Annotated in this window: 21 protein-coding genes; 5 read left to right on the top strand and 16 right to left on the bottom strand. The window is 61.5% G+C overall.

What is annotated here, in order from left to right:
* Window positions 1-5: 5 nt before the first annotated feature.
* The gene (locus MU846_RS02185) at window positions 6-779 is read left to right on the top strand and encodes a CsiV family protein (protein WP_246947784.1); all 774 of its coding nucleotides are present in this window, start codon (window positions 6-8) and stop codon (window positions 777-779) included.
* A 16-nt stretch (window positions 780-795) separates the two neighbouring features.
* Here MU846_RS02185 and MU846_RS02190 read toward each other — a convergent pair whose 3' ends face one another.
* The 10 genes from MU846_RS02190 to topA form a co-directional block, all read right to left on the bottom strand.
* Window positions 796-1971: a BaiN/RdsA family NAD(P)/FAD-dependent oxidoreductase gene (locus MU846_RS02190; RefSeq protein ID WP_371738476.1), complete on the bottom strand. Its 1176-nt coding sequence runs from the start codon at window positions 1969-1971 to the stop codon at window positions 796-798.
* Window positions 1971-2405: a hypothetical protein gene (locus MU846_RS02195; RefSeq protein ID WP_246947786.1), complete on the bottom strand. Its 435-nt coding sequence runs from the start codon at window positions 2403-2405 to the stop codon at window positions 1971-1973. The genes MU846_RS02190 and MU846_RS02195 overlap by 1 nt, the downstream gene beginning before the upstream one ends.
* A gap of 28 nt (window positions 2406-2433) precedes the next feature.
* Complete coding sequence (locus MU846_RS02200) at window positions 2434-3171, bottom strand: S-methyl-5'-thioinosine phosphorylase (RefSeq protein WP_246947788.1); 738 nt, start codon at window positions 3169-3171, stop codon at window positions 2434-2436.
* A complete protein-coding gene (locus MU846_RS02205) occupies window positions 3168-3743 on the bottom strand; it encodes a hypoxanthine-guanine phosphoribosyltransferase (RefSeq protein WP_246947792.1) in 576 nt (191 codons plus the stop codon). Before MU846_RS02205 ends, MU846_RS02200 begins: the two co-directional genes overlap by 4 nt.
* Before the next feature lie 96 nt (window positions 3744-3839).
* Window positions 3840-4850 (bottom strand): beta-N-acetylhexosaminidase, encoded by a 1011-nt coding sequence (gene nagZ / locus MU846_RS02210; RefSeq protein WP_246947794.1) that lies wholly within the window; start codon window positions 4848-4850, stop codon window positions 3840-3842.
* 52 nt (window positions 4851-4902) lie between these two features.
* Window positions 4903-5373 carry a L,D-transpeptidase gene (locus MU846_RS02215; protein ID WP_246947796.1) on the bottom strand — a complete coding sequence of 157 codons (471 nt, stop codon included), beginning with the start codon at window positions 5371-5373 and terminating at the stop codon, window positions 4903-4905.
* Window positions 5374-5411: 38 nt separating this feature from the next.
* Window positions 5412-6053 carry a TetR/AcrR family transcriptional regulator gene (locus MU846_RS02220; protein WP_246947798.1) on the bottom strand — a complete coding sequence of 214 codons (642 nt, stop codon included), beginning with the start codon at window positions 6051-6053 and terminating at the stop codon, window positions 5412-5414.
* A gap of 107 nt (window positions 6054-6160) precedes the next feature.
* On the bottom strand, window positions 6161-6832 hold the full coding sequence (locus MU846_RS02225) for an LOG family protein (protein ID WP_246947800.1): 672 nt from the start codon (window positions 6830-6832) through the stop codon (window positions 6161-6163).
* 112 nt (window positions 6833-6944) lie between these two features.
* Window positions 6945-7490 (bottom strand): hypothetical protein, encoded by a 546-nt coding sequence (locus tag MU846_RS02230; RefSeq protein ID WP_246947802.1) that lies wholly within the window; start codon window positions 7488-7490, stop codon window positions 6945-6947.
* Between the two features lie 2 nt (window positions 7491-7492).
* Entirely contained in the window at window positions 7493-10303 is a 2811-nt protein-coding gene (topA, locus tag MU846_RS02235; RefSeq protein WP_246947806.1) for a type I DNA topoisomerase, read from the bottom strand.
* Between the two features lie 367 nt (window positions 10304-10670).
* On the opposite strand from topA, the gene MU846_RS02240 reads away from it, so the two are divergent.
* A complete protein-coding gene (locus tag MU846_RS02240) occupies window positions 10671-11114 on the top strand; it encodes a universal stress protein (RefSeq protein ID WP_246947809.1) in 444 nt (147 codons plus the stop codon).
* Between the two features lie 7 nt (window positions 11115-11121).
* Here MU846_RS02240 and MU846_RS02245 read toward each other — a convergent pair whose 3' ends face one another.
* The gene (locus tag MU846_RS02245) at window positions 11122-11889 is read right to left on the bottom strand and encodes a cyclic nucleotide-binding domain-containing protein (protein WP_246947811.1); all 768 of its coding nucleotides are present in this window, start codon (window positions 11887-11889) and stop codon (window positions 11122-11124) included.
* Between the two features lie 129 nt (window positions 11890-12018).
* On the opposite strand from MU846_RS02245, the gene lexA reads away from it, so the two are divergent.
* The gene (gene lexA / locus MU846_RS02250; RefSeq protein WP_246947817.1) at window positions 12019-12627 is read left to right on the top strand and encodes a transcriptional repressor LexA; all 609 of its coding nucleotides are present in this window, start codon (window positions 12019-12021) and stop codon (window positions 12625-12627) included.
* A gap of 384 nt (window positions 12628-13011) precedes the next feature.
* A complete protein-coding gene (locus tag MU846_RS02255) occupies window positions 13012-13815 on the top strand; it encodes a TatD family hydrolase (RefSeq protein ID WP_246947819.1) in 804 nt (267 codons plus the stop codon).
* Window positions 13816-14067: 252 nt separating this feature from the next.
* Here MU846_RS02255 and MU846_RS02260 read toward each other — a convergent pair whose 3' ends face one another.
* Both MU846_RS02260 and rlmKL read right to left on the bottom strand, forming a co-directional pair.
* Window positions 14068-14301, bottom strand: coding sequence for a glutaredoxin family protein (locus tag MU846_RS02260; RefSeq protein WP_246947820.1), 234 nt, complete (start codon window positions 14299-14301; stop codon window positions 14068-14070).
* Window positions 14288-16495: a bifunctional 23S rRNA (guanine(2069)-N(7))-methyltransferase RlmK/23S rRNA (guanine(2445)-N(2))-methyltransferase RlmL gene (gene rlmKL / locus MU846_RS02265; RefSeq protein WP_246947821.1), complete on the bottom strand. Its 2208-nt coding sequence runs from the start codon at window positions 16493-16495 to the stop codon at window positions 14288-14290. Before rlmKL ends, MU846_RS02260 begins: the two co-directional genes overlap by 14 nt.
* Window positions 16496-16755: 260 nt before the next feature.
* Here rlmKL and rmf point away from each other — a divergent pair, with 260 nt between their 5' ends.
* Window positions 16756-16962 (top strand): ribosome modulation factor, encoded by a 207-nt coding sequence (gene rmf, locus MU846_RS02270; RefSeq protein WP_246947822.1) that lies wholly within the window; start codon window positions 16756-16758, stop codon window positions 16960-16962.
* A gap of 81 nt (window positions 16963-17043) precedes the next feature.
* Here rmf and MU846_RS02275 read toward each other — a convergent pair whose 3' ends face one another.
* The 3 genes from MU846_RS02275 to MU846_RS02285 all read right to left on the bottom strand — a co-directional run bounded on the left by MU846_RS02275 (window position 17044) and on the right by MU846_RS02285 (window position 21837).
* Window positions 17044-18066, bottom strand: coding sequence for a quinone-dependent dihydroorotate dehydrogenase (locus MU846_RS02275; protein ID WP_246947824.1), 1023 nt, complete (start codon window positions 18064-18066; stop codon window positions 17044-17046).
* A 219-nt stretch (window positions 18067-18285) separates the two neighbouring features.
* Window positions 18286-20661 (bottom strand): efflux RND transporter permease subunit, encoded by a 2376-nt coding sequence (locus MU846_RS02280; protein WP_246947826.1) that lies wholly within the window; start codon window positions 20659-20661, stop codon window positions 18286-18288.
* 18 nt (window positions 20662-20679) lie between these two features.
* Window positions 20680-21837: a WD40/YVTN/BNR-like repeat-containing protein gene (locus MU846_RS02285; protein WP_246947828.1), complete on the bottom strand. Its 1158-nt coding sequence runs from the start codon at window positions 21835-21837 to the stop codon at window positions 20680-20682.
* Between the last annotated feature and the right edge of the window lie 74 nt (window positions 21838-21911).

Here is a 21911-nt window from a genome sequence, read left to right on the forward strand (position 1 = left end):
AGCACATGATCCGCATACTGCACGCTTTGCTGGTGCTGGGCTTTGGCCTGCCCGGCCTGAGCGTTCACGCCAGCGATAACTGGTATCACGTCGAGTTGATGGTGTTTGCCCATGAGCGAGCCAGCGACGAGCAATGGCGCCGCAACCGGCTGCCTGCTTATCCGGCCTCCCATATCCACTTCAGTGAGCACGGCACACGCCTGCCCGATGATGCCGACGATGCCCTTCGTGACGCCTTGAGCCAGGGTGCCTGGCAACCCGTCAGCAACCTCTCCATGGACGACATGCGTGAACGCATGGCCGAGAGCGGCCACTACCGCACGCTGTTTCATGACAGCTGGCGCCAGCCGATCAGCGCCCGTGAGCAGGCAGTGCCCGTCTACATTCAGGGAGCGCGCATGCTCGACGTGGCGGCGCGAAGCAGCACGTGGACAGAAGCCGGTTTTGCCGAGCTTGCCGAGCCCGCCGATTCATTCGAACCCGACCTTTCTGCATCGGGCCTTTCCGAATCCGGCCTTTCCGAATTCGATCTTGTCGAACTCGCTGGCGCAAGCATCGAGGCGCTTGCCTCGCCGGCCCCGCTTCCCGAGCTGCAAGGCACGCTAACGCTGAGCGAGTCACGCTTTCTGCATGTGGAGCCGAACCTGTGGCTGGCGCTGCACGACGGCGATGGCGAATACTACTTCGCCTCGCTCACGCAGAGCCGCCGCCTGCGCGTCGGCGAGCTGCACTACATCGATAACCCGCGCCTGGGTGTATTGATCAAAGTGAGCCAGTAATGCCTCGTTTCGGCCGTCACACAAACTGGCCGGCGCAGTAGCCCGACGACCAGGCCCACTGAAAATTGTAGCCACCGAGCTGGCCCGTCACATCCAGCACCTCACCAATGAAATGCAGGCCGGGCACATCATTGGCGGCGAAGGTGCGTGACGAGATGGCTCGTGTATCGACACCACCCAGCGTCACCTCCGCCGTTCGATAGCCTTCCGTGCCGCCGGGCTTTACCTGCCAGTCGTGCAGTGATGCGGCGGCCTCGTCCAGCGCCGCATTGCTGAAGCCTTGCAGGCTACTCTGCCAGCCGTGCCACTGTGCCAGCGTCTGCGCCAGTCGCTTCGGCAGCAATTCTGCAAGGCAGTGCTCCAGCGTGGCGGCAGGCCGATCGCTCCGCCAGCTGCGCCAGTCGGTATCGTCGCCGGGCAACAGGTCGATGTGCAGTACGTCGCCCGGTTGCCAGTAGCTCGAAATCTGCAACATGGCCGGCCCGCTCAGCCCGCGGTGGGTAATCAGCATGGGCGCCTGAAAGCGCACCTCGCCGCAGCGCACACTCACCGGGCAACTGATGCCGGACAATGGCGCCAGGCGCTCCTTGAGATCTGGTTGCAGCGTGAAGGGCACCAGCCCGGCCCGCGTCGGCAATACCGGCAAGCCGAACTGCTCTGCGATCCGGTAGCCGAAACCGGATGCCCCCAGCGTCGGTATCGACAGGCCACCACTGGCAATCACCAGTGATTCGCAGCGCAGCCTGCCGGCCGAGGTGCGCAGCATGAAACCCTGCCCTGCCTGCGCTACGTCAATTACCTTGGTGTTCAGCTCAATGGTGGCGCCGGCCCATTCGCACTCAGTCAGCAGCAAATCCAGAATCGGCCGGCTGCTATCGGTGCAGAACAGCTGGCCCGGCGCTTTCTCGCACCAGTCCACCCCGTGCCGCTCGACCAGCTCGAAAAAGTCGCGTGGCGTATAACGCTTCAGCGCAGAAATACAGAACGACGGATTGGCGGAGATAAAATGCGCTGGCGCGCAATCCAGATTGGTGAAATTGCAGCGCCCGCCGCCGGACATGAGAATTTTCTTGCCGGGCATGTTGGCATGATCGAGCACACGCACACTGCGACCGCGATAAGCTGCTGTGGCCGCGCACATCAGGCCAGCCGCGCCGGCGCCAATCACGACCACATCAACCGCTTCAGTCACTACAACCTCTCCAGGGCGATGCGCATGGCCTGCGCGGCGAACTCGGGTTGCGCCGCATGGCGACCACCCCGGCACTCGAACGCCAGCGCAGCACTGAGAATCAGATGCGCTGCGGCGCCGGCATCATGCTGCTCGGCCAGATGCGAGAGCCACAGCTTTGCTTCACTGTCGAAGCCCCGCTCGATCATGCGCTGAAAAAGCTGCGTGAACGCCGCCAGATGCATGCCGACAAATTCGGCATCACTGCTTTGCGCCGCGAAATCCGGCACCTTGATGCGATATTCCCGCCATAGCTCCTCGGCCAGTGCCATGGTCTTCTGTTCAAGGTAGGCAGCCGCCGGCGGGCCGGGCGCACGGCGCGAGCGCGCCCACAATGGCGCTGCCAGGAGCGCCAGCACGGTGAACGCGGCAATCGCAATCAGGATTTGCAGCATGGCTCTGCTCTGGCGCTATGGCGGTGCGTCAATCGCTCGCGACCAACGCCGCCAGCACAGCGCATACCTGCCCCATGCCGGCCGCGATAACCGCCTCGATTTCAGCCATGGTGATCTCCGTATCGCTCTTGCCGGCGGCCGGATTGACCACCAGCGACAACATTGCATACGGCAAGCCCAGCTCTCGCGCCAGTACCGCCTCCGGCATACCGGTCATGCCGACAATATCGCAACCATCACGCTCCATGCGCTGTATCTCGGCGGCCGTTTCCAGGCGCGGCCCTTGGGTGACGCCATAACAGCCGCCGTTCACCCAATCGGCGCCGCACGCATCCAGCGCCGCCGCCAGGCGCGCCCGCAAGGCAGCATCAAACGGCCAGGAGAAATCCACATGCGTCACCGGCCCGCTGCGATCATCAAAGAAGGTCATGTCGCGGCCCCAGCTGTAATCGATCAACTGATCCGGCGACACGATGACGCCACTGCGCGCATGGGCGCTGATGCCACCCACGGCGTTGACCGCAATCACGGCGCTGGCACCGGCCTCCTTCAACGCGGCCATATTGGCGCGATAGTTGACCTGATGCGGCAGCAACACATGCGGATCGCCGTGACGGGCCAGAAACAATACTGGCCTGCTCGCCAGTTCGCCTTGCACCACCGGCGCCGAAGGCGCTCCCCACTGCGTGCTGATTTGCAGCCGATCCTGCACCTGCAAGTTGTCCATCCGGGTGAGCCCGGTGCCGCCAATAAATGCCAGCGTCATGACGGTATGCCTCCCTGCTGCTGTACCGCGAAAATGCCCGGCGCATTGCGCCAGAAGCCCTTGTAATCCATGCCACAGCCGAACAGATAGGCATCCTCCGCCTCGACCCCGGTGAAATCGGCCTTCAGCCCCGGCTGCGCCTTGCGCGGGTGAATCTTGTCGACCAGCACGGCGGTAGCCACCGATGCCGCGCCCTGGGCACGGCAGGCTTCGACGATCGCCAGCAGCGTGGCACCCACATCAAGAATATCGTCCAGAACAATGACATCCCGGCCGGCCAGCCGCGTGCCCGGTGTGACGATCCACTGGATTTCGGTATTACCTGTTGTTTCCCCGGCATAGCGCGTGGCGTGCAGATAATCGATTTCCAGCGGGAACGACAGCTCGGTGAGCAGCCGGCCGGCAAATACTACGCCACCGTTCATTACCGTCAGCAGTAGCGGGTTGCGGTCGTGGTAGCGTTCGGTGATGGCCTGAGCCACGCGGTGTATGGCACTGTCAATCTCTGCCATGTCGTACAGTTGCCTTGCACTCTCTCGCACCTGGGCCAGCTCCGGCAGGCTCGGTTTCATAGGCTCGCGTCCTTAATGTCGTATCAGGTGTCTGATCTGGTGTCTGCTCCGGAATGCCCCTCCGGCGGATGCCACAGGTACCTTCCCCGGTGCGCTTTATACCTGTTCGCACAGGCTCGCGGCCAGTGCTACGGCGGCCTGATACTCGGTGGTGCTCAGGCGCACGCCGGGGCGCGCCCGCAGCGTGGCGGCCGGCACCGTGCCGGTATCATCGGTGCGGGCCATGACGGCGTCCACCACCTGTTCTGCGGCGCCGCGATCATTGCACACCAGCACCATGTCGCAGCCCGCGTCCAGTGCCGCAGCGGTGCGCGCCGCATAATCACCGACACTGGCCGCGCCTGCCATGGTCAGATCATCACTGAAGATAACACCCTGGAAACCCAGCTCTGCACGCAGAATCTGTTGCAACCAGAAACGGGAAAAGCCGGCCGGCTCCGGTGCAACAGCGGCGTAAATCACATGCGCCGGCATGATGCCCGCAAGCTTCGGCGCAAGCGCGGCGAACGGCTGCAAATCAGCCGCTCTCAGCGCCGCAAGATCGCGCGTATCCACCGGCAATTCCAGATGCGAATCCGCTGCCACATAGCCATGGCCGGGAAAATGCTTGCCGGTGGCCGCCATGCCGGCTTCGGCCATGCCGTCGATCCAGGCTGCGGCGAGTTCGATCACTGCCTCGCTGCCTGCGTGAAATGCACGATCGCCGATCACGGTGCTGGCGCCGTAATCCAGATCCAGCACGGGCGCAAAGCTGATGTCTACATCGCACTGTACCAGCTCATCAGCCATCAGCCGGCCGAGCGAGCGCGCCTCGAACAGCGCCTCTGCGGGTGCGCTGTCGTAACGCTGCCCCAACGCCGCCATGGGCGGCAAACGCACAAAATCGTCGCGAAAACGCTGCACGCGACCGCCTTCCTGATCCACGGCAATGAGAATATCCGGGCGCACCGCACGCACCGAGGCGGTAAGCTCGCAAAGCTGTTTGCGATGCTGGTAATTGCGCGAGAAAAGGATCAGCCCACCCACCGCAGGATGGCGCAGCAGTTCGCGATCAGTGGCGTCCAGCGAGGTGCCGGCAATATCGAGCATCACAACAGGGGCGGGCATGGCGATTCCTGATTCGGGAAGGGCGAAATGAATGACGAGGCGGCAGCTGCCATCATTCGATGAAAACCGGACAACCCACGCTGACCCGATCAAACAGTGCCGTCACATCCGTATTGCGCATACGGATGCAGCCGTGCGATCTGGGCACGCCCATAGGCTCGCTATCCGGCGTGCCGTGAATATAAATGAAGCGCCGCATGGAATCCACGCGGCCCAGGCGGTTGAAACCGGGTTGGCAACCGGAAAGCCACAGGATGCGCGTCAGTATCCAGTCGCGATCAGGATGCTGCCGGGCCAGCGCCGGGCTCCATATTTCTCCCGTCGGGCGCCGGCCGACAAATACCGCGCCCAATGGGGCTCCCTGCCCGATCCTGGCACGCACGATATGCTGCCCACGAGGTGTGCAGTTGCTGCCGGATTGCTCACCGGGGCCATTGAGGGCCGTTGACACGGCGTACTCTTGCCGCGCCGTGCCGTCCTGAATCGTCAGTAGTTGTTGTTCAATGGAAACGTGAATCAACATCCCGTGAGAAACCGCAGCAGAGAAAGGCGAGTGGTGTTTCAGGATGCCGCATCGCCGCTGCGAATACCACCGACGATAAACGGCAGCAGGCGCTGATTCACATCAGCTACGCCAAGCTCCACACCGAAGTCGCTTTTGCAGATTGCACGCAGCGAATCCATGCTCGACAACGCAAACACGGCGGCGCCAAGGCCGAAGTGAATGCGCCAGAACAGCTCCATCGGCGGCACATCTGGCGCGGCGGCATTCAACACGCGCAGAAAGCGCTTGAACACCGCACCATACTGCTCCCGCAGATACCGGCGCAGATGCCCCTGCGCCTGAGTGTAGGCCAGCCCACACAGGCGAAAGAACAAGGCGATGCGATGGGTTTCCTTGGCCTGGGAAGTAAGCGCCAGCCCGGAAACCAGCGCCAGCAGACGATCAAGGCCGGGCGCCTCATCAGCCTCTGCCAGTTCATCCATGCGGGCATCAAGGGCGGTGCAGAAAGGAGTGAGAAAACGTTCGAAGACCGCCTGGATGAGCGCCTCTTTGGAGCCGAAGTGGTAGTTCACCGCAGCCAGATTGACGCCCGCCTTGCTGGTAATGGCGCGCAGGCTGGTTTCAGCAAAACCTTTTTCGGCAAACAGCACTTCTGCGGTATCGAGAATACGTTGCACTGTTCCCGTCTGTGCCGCCATGAATCTCTCCAGCCTGAATCCTGCCGTGCTGCCGGATTACCCGGCAAACATACGTTTGAAACATATGTTTTGCCTGCGCCTTCTGTCAAGGTTGGCGGGCGTCATGGTCAGTCGGTGTCGGTCAAATTGTCACGAGTGCTGCGGCCCTGCTCACGATACGCACTCAGCACGGTGCGATAGGCCTGATCGACCGAGTCGGTGACCTGCATCAGCTTCATATCCGCCGCGCCGATACAGCCTTCTTCAAGCATGCGCTGCCCCAGCCAATCCATCAGGCCGGCCCAGTATGATTCGCCAAACAGGATAATCGGAAAGGGCGCGATCTTGCCGGTCTGCACCAGCGTCAAGGCTTCAAACAGCTCGTCCAGCGTACCGAAGCCGCCGGGAAACACGACAAACCCCACCGCATGCTTGACAAGCATCAGTTTGCGCACAAAAAAGTAGCGGAAGTTGACGCCCAGATCCTGGTAGCGATTGGCCATCTCTTCTCGCGGCAGCGTGATATTCAGGCCGATGGAGCACGCGCCCTTACCGTAGGCACCGCGATTAGCGCCTTCCATGATGCCGGGCCCGCCCCCGGTCAGCACGTTCAGGCCCGCTTCCGAAAAACGAGCTGCCAGTTCTTCCGCTTTTTGATAATAAAGCGATTCCTCGCCCAGCCTTGCGCTGCCATAAATGGTCACCGAAGGCCCGATGGTGGCGAGCTTGTCGATGCCCTCCACCAATTCTGCCTGAATGCGCAAGACACGCCAGGCTTCTTTACTGCGTATGGCGTCCATGTTGCTCCTCTTGCTGGCCTTGCTCTTCGTGTGCGCCGGCGCAGTCTGCGCAGCGGCACTCCTTTCGCCGAATCCACCCGGCCCGGGGCGATATCGGCCAGTGTGGCACCATTCACCACTCGGCGCTGTAAGCGGCGCAGTCCCGGATCAACGCTGCCACGCGATGCAATGTGGCATCAAGCCGTGCCAGGTCTTCATCTTGTAACGGCGCGCAGGGATCTTCGGTGACCACCGTCAGCGATGCCCCGTCATCATATCCATCTTGATGAGGTAACAGCCGACGAGCCAGCCCGGCAGGGGTATACAACGCCATCAGCTGCTGCTCAAGCCAGAAAACCAGGTCGTCGTGGTGGGTACGTGCTTGCATCAGGAGCGCCAGCTCCGGGGCTTGCACGCCAGCGTCCGCAAAGGCCCGCTCAAGCGCTGGCAGGCTGGTCTGGTTTGCCGGGTTGGCGACGCCTGCCGCGTTGGCGGCCTGCTGGAGCAGGCTCACCAGCGCCGCATAAGCATGGTGGATTGTAGCGCCTCGTAACGCCAGCAGACGGCCATGCGAGCCGCCTGCTTGTCGCTGCTCTTGCAACAAGGTGAGCAGCTCCCGCGCCAGCACCAATCGTTCACGGGCGCCGCTGACAGGGTTGCCGCTCGCTCTGCGCGACATGCTCAAGCTTTCCCGACGGGTGCTTTCTTTTTCGCGGGTGCTTTCCTTTTCGCTACCGCTTCCTTCTTTGCTACCGCCTCTTTCTTTGCGGGCGCTTTTTTCGCTGGCGTCTTCTTTGCCGCCACCTTCTTCGCTGGCGCTTTACGTTTCGCCGGCGCCTTGGCCGCTGCGGTATTGTCTTCTACCTGCCACGCGCCATCGCGGTAAAACGCCGCCCAGCCCGTCGCCTTGCCGTCGACCTCGGTAGAAACATACTGCTCTCGCGTCTTGCGGCTGAACCGCAGCACCGCCTTGTTGCCTTGCGGGTCAGCCACGGGTGCATCCGCCAGATAGCGGTGCTTGGGATCAAGCTGCTCGCGGACGGAACGCACCTCTTCCACCAGCGGTGCCCGCGTCTCGCGGTTACGGGGAAACTGGCTCGCTGCCAGAAATAGCCCCGAGGCACCGTCGCGCAGCAAATAATAGTCGTCCACTTTTGCACATTTCAGATGTGGCATGGGGATGGGATCGGCGCGGGGCGGCGCCGGCTCGCCATTACGCAGCAGCTTGCGCGTGTTGCCACATTCCTCGTTTGTGCATTTGAAAAACTTGCCGAAACGCCCCGTGCGTAGCTGCATCTCACTGGCGCACTTCTCGCATTCGAGCACCGGGCCGTCGTAGCCCTTGATACGGAATTCGCCCTGCTCCACCAGATAGCCAGCGCAGTCCGGGTTGTTACCGCAAATATGCAGCTTGCGCTTTTCATCCAGCAGGTAATTATCCATTGCCGTGGCGCAGATCGGGCAACGTTTCTTGAGCCGCTGTTCCAGTGCTTCGGCTTCATCGTCGTCAGCGCTGACAGCCTCCTCGCCCGGCAGCAGGTTCAGCGTTGCTGTGCAGCGCTCCTTGGGCGGCAGGCTGTAGCCCGAGCAGCCGAGAAATACCCCGGTGGAGCCGGTGCGAATCTGCATCGACCGGCCACAGGTCGGGCAAGCGATATCGGTATCTGTCGGCAGGTTGGCACGCATGCCGCCCTGGGCCTGTTTGCCGGCGCCATCGCCTTGTGCGGCAGCCAGACGTGCGCGGAAGCCCTTGTAGAAATCATCCAGCACATCACGCCAGTTCAACTCACCGGAAGCGATGCGGTCGAGCGTTTCTTCCATGCGAGCGGTGAAACTGTAATCCATCAGGTTCGGAAAATTTTCCACCAGCCTGTCAGTCACGATGTCGCCCATTTTCTCGGCATAGAAGCGCCGGTTCTGCTGACGGACGTAACCTCGCTCCTGAATGGTGGAAATGATCGCCGCATAAGTGGAAGGCCGGCCAATGCCTCGCTTCTCCAGCTCTTTCACCAGGCTCGCTTCGGTATAGCGCGCCGGCGGTTTGGTGAAATGCTGGGTGGTATCAATCTGCTTGATCGCCAGCACATCGCCCTGCTCCAGCGCCGGCAGCACAATATCCTCCTGCCCTCTGCGCGCCATCGGCGGCAGAATGCGAGTCCAGCCGTCAAACTTGAGAATGCGGCCTTTCGCTTTCAGCTCGTAATCGCCGCTTTTCGCGGTGATGGTGCTGCTCAGGTATTCCGCTGGCGGCATCTGGCAGGCAATGAACTGGTTGCGGATCAGCTCATAGAGCCGGCGTGCGTCGCGCTCCATGTCCGCCAGGGATTCCGCCGTGCGACTCACTTCCGAAGGCCGGATCGCCTCGTGCGCCTCCTGGGCCCCATCACGGCTGGAATAATTGATCGGCGCGTCCGGCAGATAACGCTCGCCAAGCTCTGCCTTGATCCACGCTCGGCAGGCTGTCACAGCGTCTGCCGACAAGTTGGTGGAATCGGTACGCATGTAGGTGATGTGCCCGGCCTCGTACAGCCGCTGCGCCATGGTCATGGTCTTCTTGACGCTGTAACCCAGCCGGGTGCTGGCCGCCTGTTGCAGGGTCGAGGTAATGAAAGGCGCCGAGGGGCGCGAGCGTGTCGGTCGATCTTCCCGGGCAACCACCTCCAGCTTGCCGGCCTCACGCAGTGCCTGCTCGTGGCGGCGAGCATCCTGCTCGTTATCCGGGCGGAAGTTGATGCCGGCGTGGCGCACCAGCTCAAGGCGCACCTGCTCACCGGCTGGCGCCTGCGTATCGGTATGCAACTCCCAGTATTCTTCCGGCTGGAAAACGCGGATCTCACGTTCGCGATCCACCACCAGCTCCACTGCCACCGATTGCACGCGGCCAGCGGAAAGTCCTCGTGCGATCTTGTCCCACAGCAGCGGGGAGAGCATAAAGCCCACCACACGGTCGAGAAAGCGCCTCGCCTGCTGCGCCTCGACACGATACATGTCGAGCTTGCCTGGTCGGACGAAAGCTTCCTGAATGGCCTTGCGGGTGATCTCGTTGAACACCACGCGGTCGAAACGATCATCGCTGCCGCCGATCACTTCGCGCAGATGCCAGGCGATGGCCTCCCCTTCTCTGTCAAGGTCGGTGGCGAGGTAAATGCGATCAGCCTTGGCGGCCAGGCGCTTGAGCTCGTCTATCACCTTTTCCTTGCCGGGCAGGATTTCGTATTGCGCCTCCCACTGGCGGTCCGGGTTCACGCCCATGCGATTGATCAGCTGGTCATAGGCCTTCTTTTTCTTGTAGCGTTCGCGCTCCTCGGGTGGCAGGGACCGTGTGTAGGCCGCCTCCTTTGCGCGCTCGCTGGGGCTGGTTCGGGCGCCACCACTGACCGGCAGATCACGCACATGACCCACACTGGATTTGACGATGAAATCGTCGCCCAGATAGCGGTTAATGGTTTTCGCCTTGGCCGGCGACTCAACGATCACAAGCGATTTGGCCATCAGTCTCTGCACTCAGCATTCAGATTATCAACTCCTTCCCGGGGTGCTGCTCCGAGCCCCGGAAGCCCGGCCCACACCGTTTTCCGGGCCGCCGCAGCGCGCCTATTACGCAAGCGGTGAGGGCAAAGGTCAAGGATGCCGTGCTATCTTGCCTGCCGCGAAACCGATTATCGATACCAGCCAGCGCCCGCGACACAAGGCTTGCAGGCAGTTTTGGCGCGACTCCCACCGGCATCCGTCAATCGCCGCTGGACAGCGCAAATCGATCACAGGATGATCAAGCCCAAGGGGAGCGCGCTGCCAATCAGGGCTGGCGCGGGGATTGATCCGGTAGCGGTGCCGGCCATCCGGCGGGAGGCAAGAAGCCATGAGCGATACTTACAAAGACGTGCTGGTCGCCATTGACGGCAGCGAGGAGTCGCGCCACATCTTGAGCCGCGCCGCCTCCATCGCCTGTAGCGGTGGTGGCCGGCTGCACCTGCTGCATGTCATCGAGCCGTTGGCGCTGGCGTATGGAGCCGATGTGCCCATCGACGTGACCGAGCTGCAAGGCAGCCTGATGGAGCAGGCACGGGAGAACGTCAACCGCTACGCCGACGCTTTTTCCATTCCTGCCGAGCGCGTCCATGTGGAGCTGGGCTCGATCGAAAAGACCATTCAGGACAAAGCCGATGTGTTGTGTGCCGATCTGATCGTCATCGGCAGCCATACCCGTACCGGCCTGGCGCTATTGCTGGGGAGCACCGCCCGTGGCGTGGTGCCTGGCGCACATTGCGACGTGCTGGCCGTCAAATTGCGGCGCGGCGGCTGACACAGGTTCAGCCGGCACCTGATACCGGCGCGGCGGATTCGTTCCAGCGACACAACAGATCGGCCAGCGCACTGGCTTGCTCGTGCAACGCCGCCAATTCTTCACGGGTGTCTCGAAGGCCGCTGTACAGAGGCATTTTTCGCAAGTACGAGGCCAGTTCGTGGTGCGGCTCTCGCGTGCGATTCACTTCCAGCGTCCAGCGGATATTGTGCACCAGCATGCGGTAGAACGAGAGCTTGGTCGCCAGCGAAAACAGCGGATAATCGACGGCATAACTGAAATACATGAAATCGATGCGCGCCAGCACAGCTTCGGCGCTGTGCTCATCCACACAGAGCGTGGCGCTGCGAGGCGCACCACGCACCAGCGACAAGGTGCCAAACACCTCGCCCGGTGAAATATGGTTGAGCAGCTCTGCCGGCCGGCCGGGCTGCGATGTCTCGGCCTGCACCGCCAGCCGCCCGCGCAGCAGAAAATACAGGCCGCTGTCTTCGTCCCCCTGGCGAATCACGACTGCCCCCGGATCGGCTCGGGAAATCGTGCAGCAGTTGAGCAGCAATTCGAATTGTGCGGCATCCTGCCGCAATACTTCATTGAAAAACGGCACGCCGGACAACAGCCGACGTATCCGCTCGGGCGGAAACTCCACCCCGTCTACAACCCTGGCGACCACCTTGCTCCCCCCGGAGTTACCACCCATTTGGCGGCTGGCCTTCCTCTTGTGCCGCCCCGCCGCTTCCCACAGCGCCGGGGCGTCTTCAGATCCGCGCGCCATGCTAGAACCTGCAAGCCCTTCCAGCAACGCCGTTCATCCACCACGCGGTCACTTTCAGGCTGGCCAGACGGCACTGTTCATTTAGACAGCAGACATGTTAGCATCGGGCTAGCCACTGAGGATTTTGTCATGAGCGAGAAGCTTACTGTTCGACAGCAGCAGGTACTTGATTGCATCCGCCAGTTCCAGACCGATACCGGCATGGCACCCACCCGTGCCGAAATTGCTGATCTGATGGGTTTTCAGTCCAAGAACGCCGCGTCAGACCATTTGCGAGCACTGGAACGCAAGGGCTATCTGCGACTGCATAACGACCGCTCACGCGGTATCCAGTTGCTGGACGCCGCGCTCTGGCCGGACGATGAATTGCCCGTGATCGGGCGAGTCGCCGCCGGGATGCCAATCGAGGCGGTCGAAAACGTCGAGCGCAGTGTGCCTGTTCCACAGGGTCTGTTTCGGCAACGGCCGACTTACCTGTTGCGGGTGCAGGGCGACAGTATGAAGGATGCCGGTATTTTCGATGGTGATCTCATTGCCGTACGCAAGACCAACGTAGCCCGCTCCGGGCAGATTGTGGTGGCACGGCTGGATGACGACGTGACCGTCAAGACACTGAAGCTCAGCGCTCAGGGAGCTACCCTGTTGCCCGCAAACGATGCCTACACCCCCATCAGTGTCTCACCGGATCAACTGGTCATCGAAGGGATTTTTGTGGGGCTGATCCGGGACGTCCACTGAGCCCTTAGCTCTGTGGCAGCCTCCCTGCGCCAGCGGCGCTGCGCCAACGGCATAGCCGCCAGGCAGGGGGCAAACCGGCAAGCTGGCAGTCGCCCGGCCGCAGGTTTGGCGGTTTGCAGCGGGCGGCGAACGAACGCATCAACGCATCAACGCATCAACGCATCAACAACGCATCAGAAGGCAAGCTAAATAGAAAGTCACATGGAAAGACAAATAGAAACGCGTATAGAAAGACAGATAGACAGACAAAGCAGCAAAAAACATCAGGCAAATGCGCGTTCAGACACCCGCAAGCAGGCACCGGCAAGAAAGCCCTCGAAATACGTGCTCTCGCGGTGCGCCTTGACAGATCAAGCCACTTTTCAAACAGGATGACGGCGGCCTATGCAGCCCTTGGCAGATATCGGCATAAACCTTACCGACAAACGCTTCCAGCCCGATCTTGATGATGTGCTGTCACGCGCCGCCGCGGCAGGGGTACGCTGGCAGCTGATCACTGGCACCGACGTGGCCAGCAGCCGCGCCGCGTTGGCACTGGCGCAGGCCCATGAGAACCTGTTTTGCACCGCCGGGCTGCACCCCCACCAGGCACGCGAATTCACACCCTCACTGCTCGGTGATCTGGAAGCGCTGGCCGGCCATGAGAAAGTGCGCGCCATCGGTGAAACCGGGCTGGATTTCAATCGGGATTTCTCGCCACGGCCGATTCAGGAAACGGCCTTTGCCGCCCAGCTTGAACTGGCGGCCACATTGCAGCGCCCGGTTTTCCTGCACCAGCGCGATGCCCATGAACGCTTCTTGCCCATCCTGAAAGACTATCGCGCAGCGCTACCTGATGCCGTTGTGCATTGTTTTACCGGCAGCCGCCGCGAGCTGTTCGATTATCTGGATCTGGATTGCCATATCGGCATTACCGGCTGGCTCTGTGACGAGCGGCGCGGTGGCGAATTACGGCAGCTGGTGCACAACATACCGAGCGACCGGCTGCTGGTGGAGACCGATGGCCCGTATCTGCTACCCCGCGATCTGCCGGGGAAACCACCCGTGCGAGGGCGCAACGAACCTGCCCTGTTGCCGTGGATCGTGCGACAGCTGGCCGCGTGCCGCGACGAAGCCCCCGAGACAGTCGCGCAAGCAACCTATGAGAATAGCTGCCGGGTATTTTCTGTGAGCATACTGCCAGCCTGATCCGCGTCAGGGCGGGTGCGAGCCCACCTTGACCAGCGCTCGGCCTTCGAGTCATAAGTAGCCGGCGGCACTTCGCCGGCTTCAATACTGCCAGGTGATATTGCCGAGCCGATGTGGCGCGTGTAGCGCGAAGGCGTGGAGCGAGGTACTTCCCCAGCGTCAATCGCCAGCGTCAAGACTGTCGCATAGCGGCACGCCGCATTGCCGCTGTCTGGCCAGCAGATATTCGCCTGCCAGGCAGCCGTTTTTTTCTCAGTTTTCTGCCAACAGATATTCACGAATATCCAGCAACCCGAACGGCCAGGCCAGCTCGCGCCCCTGAAAGCGCAGCACCGGGATACGCTCTCCATAGCGGGCAATCAGCTCGTCGTCTTCGGCAATATCCACCTTTTCTACCGTTGCGAAAGGCGCGGCCTGACGCAATAAAACGTCTGCCTGCTCACACAAGTGGCAGCCCAATGTCGTCAACAGTTCAATCCTGACCATGGGTGATCCTGTAGCACACGTGAATCCGATCGTTGCGCCCGAAATCCGGCGGAATGCTCCAGCGGGTGATGTCTTCCACCGTGTACCAGCGCTTGATGCTTTCATCCAGCTCGAAGCGGCGAAAGTTGCAGGAAAAGTACAGCACGCCACCGGGCTCCAGCCGCTTCATCAATGCCCGGATCAGCTCGGCATGATCGCGCTGCACAACGAAATCATCACGGCTTTTGTTGTTCGAGAACGTGGGCGGATCACAAAAAATCAGATCGAACTGCTGCTTCGCCGTGGCCACCCATTCCCTCACATCTGCACGCACCAGCTCATGCTGCCGAGTGCCAAAGCCGTTCGCTGCCAGGTTGCACCCGGCCCAGTCCAGATACTTGCGCGAAGCGTCTACGGTCACGGTGCGGCTGGCGCCCCCCAGCGCGGCATGAACGGTGGCTGCACCCGTGTAGCCGAACAGGTTCAGAAAACGCTTGCCCTGCGCCTCTTCGCCCAAGCGAAGCCGCATCGGCCGATGATCGAGAAACAGGCCGCTATCGAGGTAATCGCGCAGATTGATCAACAGCCGCGCCTCACCCTCCATCACCACGTGATAATCGCCGCTCTGGTCCAGTTTCTGGTATTGGCCCCGGCCGCGCTGGGGGCTGCGCGTGCGCAAAAAGACCTGCTCCCGATGCACCGACAGCGCTGCCCGCACAGCGCTCACCGCCAGCGTGCGCCGCGCTGCGGCGGCCTGCTCGTCGATGGATTTTGGTGGCGCATATTCCTGCACCAGCGCCCGGTCGCCATAGATATCAATGGAGAAATTGAACTCGGGCAGGTCGCGATCATAAAGCCGATACGCCTGCACGCCGGATTGATCCAGCCAGCGGCGCAGCTGTCGGCTGTTCTTGCGCAACCGGTTGACCAGCGCCTGCGCCGGCTCGGGCACATCAAAGGCCGTTTCGCCGGCAACACGCAGCGGCGGCACAGGCGCTCGCCGCTGCGGCACAAGGCGCCGTACATAGACCTGCATCGGGCCATTGCGCACCCGCCAGGCGGCCTGCGTCGCCATACCACTACGATCCAGCGCCTCCGCCTGCCCGGCAACAATTACCGCGTGCCACTGCGGCGCATGGCGCGCCATAAGCCTGCCCAACGCGTGATAAAGCCAGCCGGCACGCTGCTGCTCTTCCAGCCGCTCACCCCATGGCGGGTTGGTGACCACCACACCGGTTGCCTGCCCCCCGCCAGCAAAATCGCGTGCGCGCAGCGCGCCCAGCTCCCGTCGCTCAAAATGGATCAGCGCGCCGACACCGGCCCGGTCAGCATTCGCACGCGCCTGTTGCAGCACGCTGGCATCGGCATCGAAGCCTTTCAGGGAAAGCCCCTGCGGTGCTGCTCTCCGCGCCTCGCGGGCCTCCTCGCGCAGTGTTTGCCAGGCGGGCAAATCCGTGCCGGGCCAATGCAGCAACGCATATTCTTCGCGCAGCAGACCGGGCGCCTGATTCAACGCCATCATGGCGGCTTCCACCAGCAAGGTACCGCTACCGCAAAAAGGATCGATCAAGACCGGCGCGGTCTCTGCTACCTGCGACACCGCCCCTGCTGTTTGCGACGCTGTCTCTACTGCCTGTGACGCGCTCTTTATCGCCTGCGGCGCAGTTGCTGCCGCCTGCCAACCCGCCGCCTGCAACATTGCGGCAGCAAGAGTTTCCCGCAGCGGCGCCAGCCCGCCATCCAGCCGGTAGCCACGGCGTGATAATGCCTCGCCACTGAGATCAACGAACAATTCGCTGGCTTGCTCCCCCACCTGCAAACGCAGGCAAAGCGCACCGGCGGCGCTATCCGCCGGCAGCACGCCCGCCGGGGCATAGCGTAGAAAGCGGCTACGCGTCACCCGGCTGTCGCCCCGCACGCCCGGTTCATGATCAACACGCACATGTAACCGCAATACACGGTGCGTATGCGTTGCCCAGTCAAACGCAGAGGCCAGTGCATCAGCGGCTTCCAGTGAGCCGCCCTGATGCTGTGCTACCGGCACCAACACCCGCTCTGCCAACCGCGACCACAACGACACCCGCAGTGCATCGCGCACTTCGCCGTTCAGACGCACCGCTGCACCGCCCTGCTCTTGCGCGGCCAGCCCAAGTGCAGCCAGCTCGTCGCACAGCAGTGGCGCCAGCCCCGGCATGCAGGTAATGACAAACTCCATAACAAACCCTTCGTAACTCGTTGAATGTCGCCTGACGACCAGGTCGGTGAACGGATGTTATTCAGCATATGCGTTTTTACTGCTCTGCATATGCCAACTTGTTATTCGACCTTTCCTGCAGGTTCACCATACTGAGACAGACGATACCAACAGGGCGATGCCGAAACCGGATGTTTCAGCGGGCGGGTCGTCCTGCGCTTCAGTTTTCACTCGCTTCAGTTTTCACTTGAGTCACTGCTACCAGGAAAGGGGAACAGTAGATGAAAAGACAGAAACGCGATCGTGTCACCCGAGCCTACTCGAAAGGCTACCATGCAGGCTTGCATGGCAAATCTCAGGATCTCTGCCCGTTTGACGCCTTGATGTCCCGTTCAAGCTGGATCAATGGCTGGCGCGAGGGCCGCACCGATCACCTTAATGGCTACACCGGCATAGCCAGCGTACATAACCTGAAAAACATGGGCTGAGCCTTTTCTTGCATCGTTTCCACGACGCGCGCAAGCGCTGCACAGGGCCCCTCCCGGGCCCTTTTTAATACCTGCCAGAAACTACTGTTGCGAACGGGCCGCCTTCGCCCAGGCGTTTGCCGCTTCGGCCACCAGCGACGGGCCACGGTATATCAGACCAGTGTAAAGCTGCACCAGCGCTGCCCCCGCCCGCTGCTTGTCGGCAGCATCCTCCCCGGTGAGGATGCCACCGACACCGATTACGGGAATCCGGCCACCCAGAGCACCGACCATGTTCACCAGCGCCTGGTCCGCAAGCGGTTTCAGCGGCTGGCCACTGAGCCCGCCCGCCTCGTTGCCGTGTGGCAGCGACTCGACCTGCGGCCTCGTGACGGTAGTGTTGCCCACGGTTATGCCGTCGATGCCATGCTGCACAAAAGCGTCCGCCATCAGCGCCATTGCCTCGGCATCATTATCCGGCGCGATCTTGATGACCAGCGGTACGCGGCGCCCGGCCCGCTGATCCAGTTGTGTCTGGCGCTCGCGCAAGGTGGCCAGCAACTCTTCCAGCGCCGCACCATGTTGCAATGTGCGCAAGCCCGGCGTATTCGGCGAAGATACGTTCACCACCACATAGCTGGCCAGGCCGTGAACACGATCCAGGCAATAAAGGTAATCATCCACTGCCTGCTCGACCGGCGTGCTGGCATTCTTGCCGATATTGATGCCCAGCACGCCGTCGAAGCGGCTGCGGCTGACCGCATCGACCAGATATTCCACCCCGTGATTATTGAACCCCATGCGGTTGATGAGCGCGGACGCGGCCGGGATACGGAACATGCGCGGCTTGGGGTTGCCCTGCTGTGGCCTGGGCGTCACCGTGCCCACTTCGAGAAAACCGAAGCCCAGCGCGGCGAGGCCGTTGATGCAATCGCCGTTTTTATCCAGCCCGGCAGCCAGCCCCACAGGATTGGGAAACTTCAGGCCCATGACCTCCACCGGATACGACAGCGTGCCGGTCGGGTACAACTTGCCCAGCCCCTTGCGCAGCAGCGCCAGCGTCAGCTCATGTACAGCCTCCTCGGGCAAGGAAAACAGTAGCGGGCGAGCGATCTGATAGAGCATCGGAAAACTCCCTGGCGGCGAGCCGAAACGCCCCGGTGGGGCAAGATGGCGCGCATTATATACAGCGCAGCGCCCCACGTCAGACCTGCGAGCTCATGTCGCCACACGCCCGGCCGCAGCCGCACCTGTGTGCGGCCCTGCGCAGCCTGAAAAGCAACCGGGCAGATGCTTCTGCATCTGCCCGGTTGCAAGGGTGGAGCTGTACCAGCAGGCAAGGCATCAGGCCACGTTGCGCTGCTCCCTGGTGAGGATGAAACGCGCCAGCGCCGGCAGCAGCCAGAGCGCACCTATCATGTTCCACAAGAACATGAAGGTCAGCAGGATACCCATGTCGGCCTGGAACTTGATCGACGAGAACACCCAGAAGATCACCCCCGCCGCCAGTGCCAGCCCGGTGAAGGCAACCGCCTTGCCGGTGGTCTTGAGCGTTTCCGCGTAAGCCTCTTCCAGGGGCAGCCCGGCTTTGAGATAGCTGGACAGCCGGCTGTAGATGTAGATGCCGTAATCCACCCCGATCCCCACGCCCAGGGCGATCACCGGCAACGTCGCCACTTTCACGCCTATGCCCATCGAGGCCATCAACGCCTGGCACAACACCGATGTCAGCCCCAGCGGGATCACGATACACAACACCGCACGGATGGATTTGAAGCCGAGCAGACACAAGATGGATACCACGCCGTAAACCAGCGCCAACATGGGATATTGGCTTGCGCGAATGGTCTGGTTGGTGGCTGCCTCCACACCGGCGTTACCCGACGCCAGCTTGAATTCAATCACGCCCGGATCATTGTGTGCCTCCGCGTAGGCGGCCACGGCCGCAGTGACGCTATCCAGTGTCGCGGCGCGGTGATCGTCGAGAAACACATAAAGCGGCGTAACGCTGCAATCAAGATTGAAGAGACTGTCCGGCATGAACATCATGGCGTTGTTCAATGCATATTGATCCCGTGAGATGGTGGCCCATTTCAGGTTACCTTCGTTGGTATTGGCACTGATCAGTTTTGCCGCCGACGCAATGGTGGTGACGTCCTGCACCCCCGGCACTTGCAGCAGTTGCCACGAGAGCGCATCAATCTGCTGTAGCGCTTCATAGCTGTTACAGCTTTCCTGCGGTGTCTTGCCGATCACCACCAGCACATCAGCGCTCACACTGTAGTGCGACACCAGCACATTCACGTCGTGGTTGTACTGGTAGCGGCGCTCGGGAATGTAGCCACGCGGGCAGTCCATTTCCGTACAGGGATCAGGCCAAAGCTCCGGCGCGCCTTTATCGAGGTCACCAACCTGCACATCCTTGGCAACCCAAACGCCCGCTGCGTAGCCCAGCGCCGCGAGGAGAATCGACGCGGCCGCCCAGGTTGGTCGCGCAAAACGTGAAAAGAAATCCGCCAGCCGGTGCTTGCGCTGACGCTTGGCGCGCACACGCTCCAAGGCACGCTCACCGACGCCCAGATAAGACAGTATCACCGGCACGATGATCAGATTGGTGAGGACGATCACTGCCACACCCACACTGGCAGCTATCGCCAGCTCACGAATCACACCGACATCGATAATATAGAGTGTCAGGAAACCCAGCCCGTCCCCCGCCAGTGCAATGACGCCTGGCAGTGCCAACCCGGCAAATGTTCTCACGGCCGCCTGCCGGCCATCCAGCCCATCCGCAGCATGGTTTGCCAACGTGTTGATGATTTGCACGCCATGGCTGACGGCAATAGCGTATACAAGAAACGGCACTAGCATGGAGTATGGGTCAATGGTAAAGCCCAGCATCGACACGATACCCAGCTGCCAGATCACGGCGACAAATGAACAGCCGGCTACCACAAGTGAACTGCGCAGGCTGCGCGTATCCAGCAACAGCAGCGCCAGGGTCACGCCCAGAGTGAGGAAGAACAGCAGCGCCACTTCCGAGGCAGCTGCCATCACATCCCCCGCCATCTTGGCGGCGCCGACGATATGGATGCGAATATTCGGATACTGATCCTGGTAGCGAGCGCGGATATCATCCAATGCGTCGGAAAGCGCGGGAATATCCACGTTGGAATCCGCCGAGAGTACATCGAGCAGGTTGGCGTGAATGATGCTGGAGCGGAAATCATCGGCGACCAGGCTGCCCACGTGGCGTGAGCGCAACACGTTGGTGCGCAAGTCTTCCAGGCTGGCATCGGAACCATCATAGGCCGGCGGGATCACCTCACCGCCTTCAAAGCCGTCTTCGGTCACCTCTGCCCAGCGCACGTTAGGCGTCCACAAGGAACTGATGCGGGAAGGGTCGACGCCGCTGAGCGAGAATACCTCGTCGGTAATTTCCGACAGTGCGGTCATGTAGGATTCATTGAAAATATCGTCGCTTTCGACTTCAGCGACGATCACCCGCACATCATTCCCCAGGCTCACATCGTTACGATGTTCAAGAAAATTCTGAATGTACGGATGGCTGATCGGAACCATTTTGCGCACATCGGTATTGATCTGGATACCCGCCGCCTGAATACCGAGAAATACGGTCAGCGCCGCGAAGATCAGCAGCAGCACGGGGCGTGCACCAAACAGCACGCGCGCCACAGTAGGAGCTATTTTACCGGCCATTATCGTGAATCCCCGCCGTCAAAGAATATTGTCAAGCACGCGAACACCGCCTGCGCCGACGATGATTACACCGCCACCCTTGCGGGCCAGCACGGAGGAAATGCTTTGCCTGCCCGACACGTACTGCCGTGAAAACGTTTTGCCCTGATCCCTGCTCGTCAGCAAAGCGCCGGCGTTACCAACCAGCAAAATAGTGCCATCTTCAAGCACCACGCCGGCATTGATGCCGCTACGCAAGCCGCTGGCAATGCGCTGCCAGCTATCGCCCTGATCATGGCTGCGCCAGATATTCCCCTGCAGGCCAAACGCCAGCAGCACCCCTGCGCCGCTGCCGTCGGCATCACTTTCGCCAGCAAGGCTCAGGGCACCAAAAAACGTGCCGTGGTAAGGGCTTTCAAGTGCTGTCCAACTGGCGCCGTTATCCTGCGAACGGTACAAGGTGCCTTTTTCACCGGTGATCAACAGCGTGTCCGGCGCGCCGGCCAGCCCCGTCAGCGAATAAAAATGCCAGCCGTCATGATTTGAAAAACCTTCACCGGCACGCTGCCAGCTTGCACCGCCATCACGGGTTTCCACCACGTAGCCGTAGCCCCCCACCGCTGTTGCCTGCTGCGCAGAGGCACAACGCACATCCAGCAGGGGCGCGCCGGAGGTGTCGACCGGCAGGGCGTCAGTCTCTCCATAAAGGTCATCGCCATACAGGTCATCGTCATAAAGGTCGTCGGCATAGAGATCATCGCTGTTGTCGTCCTCGAACGACTCCTCAAGATCATCGTCACCCGATCCAAGCGCGTCGCTGTACTGGATCGACCAGCTCTGCCCACCGTCACGCGTGCCCATCACCACCGCATCATGGCCCACCGCCCAGCCATGCCGGGCGTCGGCAAAACACAGCGCCGTCAACATGACGCCTGTTGGCGAGCTGGCCTGCTGCCAGTTACTGCCCTCGTCGTCGGAATAGATAATCTGACCGCGATCGCCCACCGCTACCACACGGTCGCCGGCGCGGGCGATATCCACATACACGGTTGCTCGTAGCAACGGGTCTGTCGCTACCGTCTCTGCCGCTGCATAGCCGGAGCAGGCCAGCAGGCCCAGCGCAAATATTTTTTTCATGGTCTTCATGGAATGTACCCAGCGGTTGCTGCGTGTCCCGAACAGATTAAAAAACCCCATGGCGCCGCCAGGCAACTTCCCTACGCAGGGAAGCTGCCGGCTCGTCGCACACAGGGGCTTGGATATAACCGGGC

It is taken from the genome of Alcanivorax quisquiliarum, assembly GCF_023051175.1.
Classification (GTDB): domain Bacteria; phylum Pseudomonadota; class Gammaproteobacteria; order Pseudomonadales; family Alcanivoracaceae; genus Isoalcanivorax; species Isoalcanivorax quisquiliarum.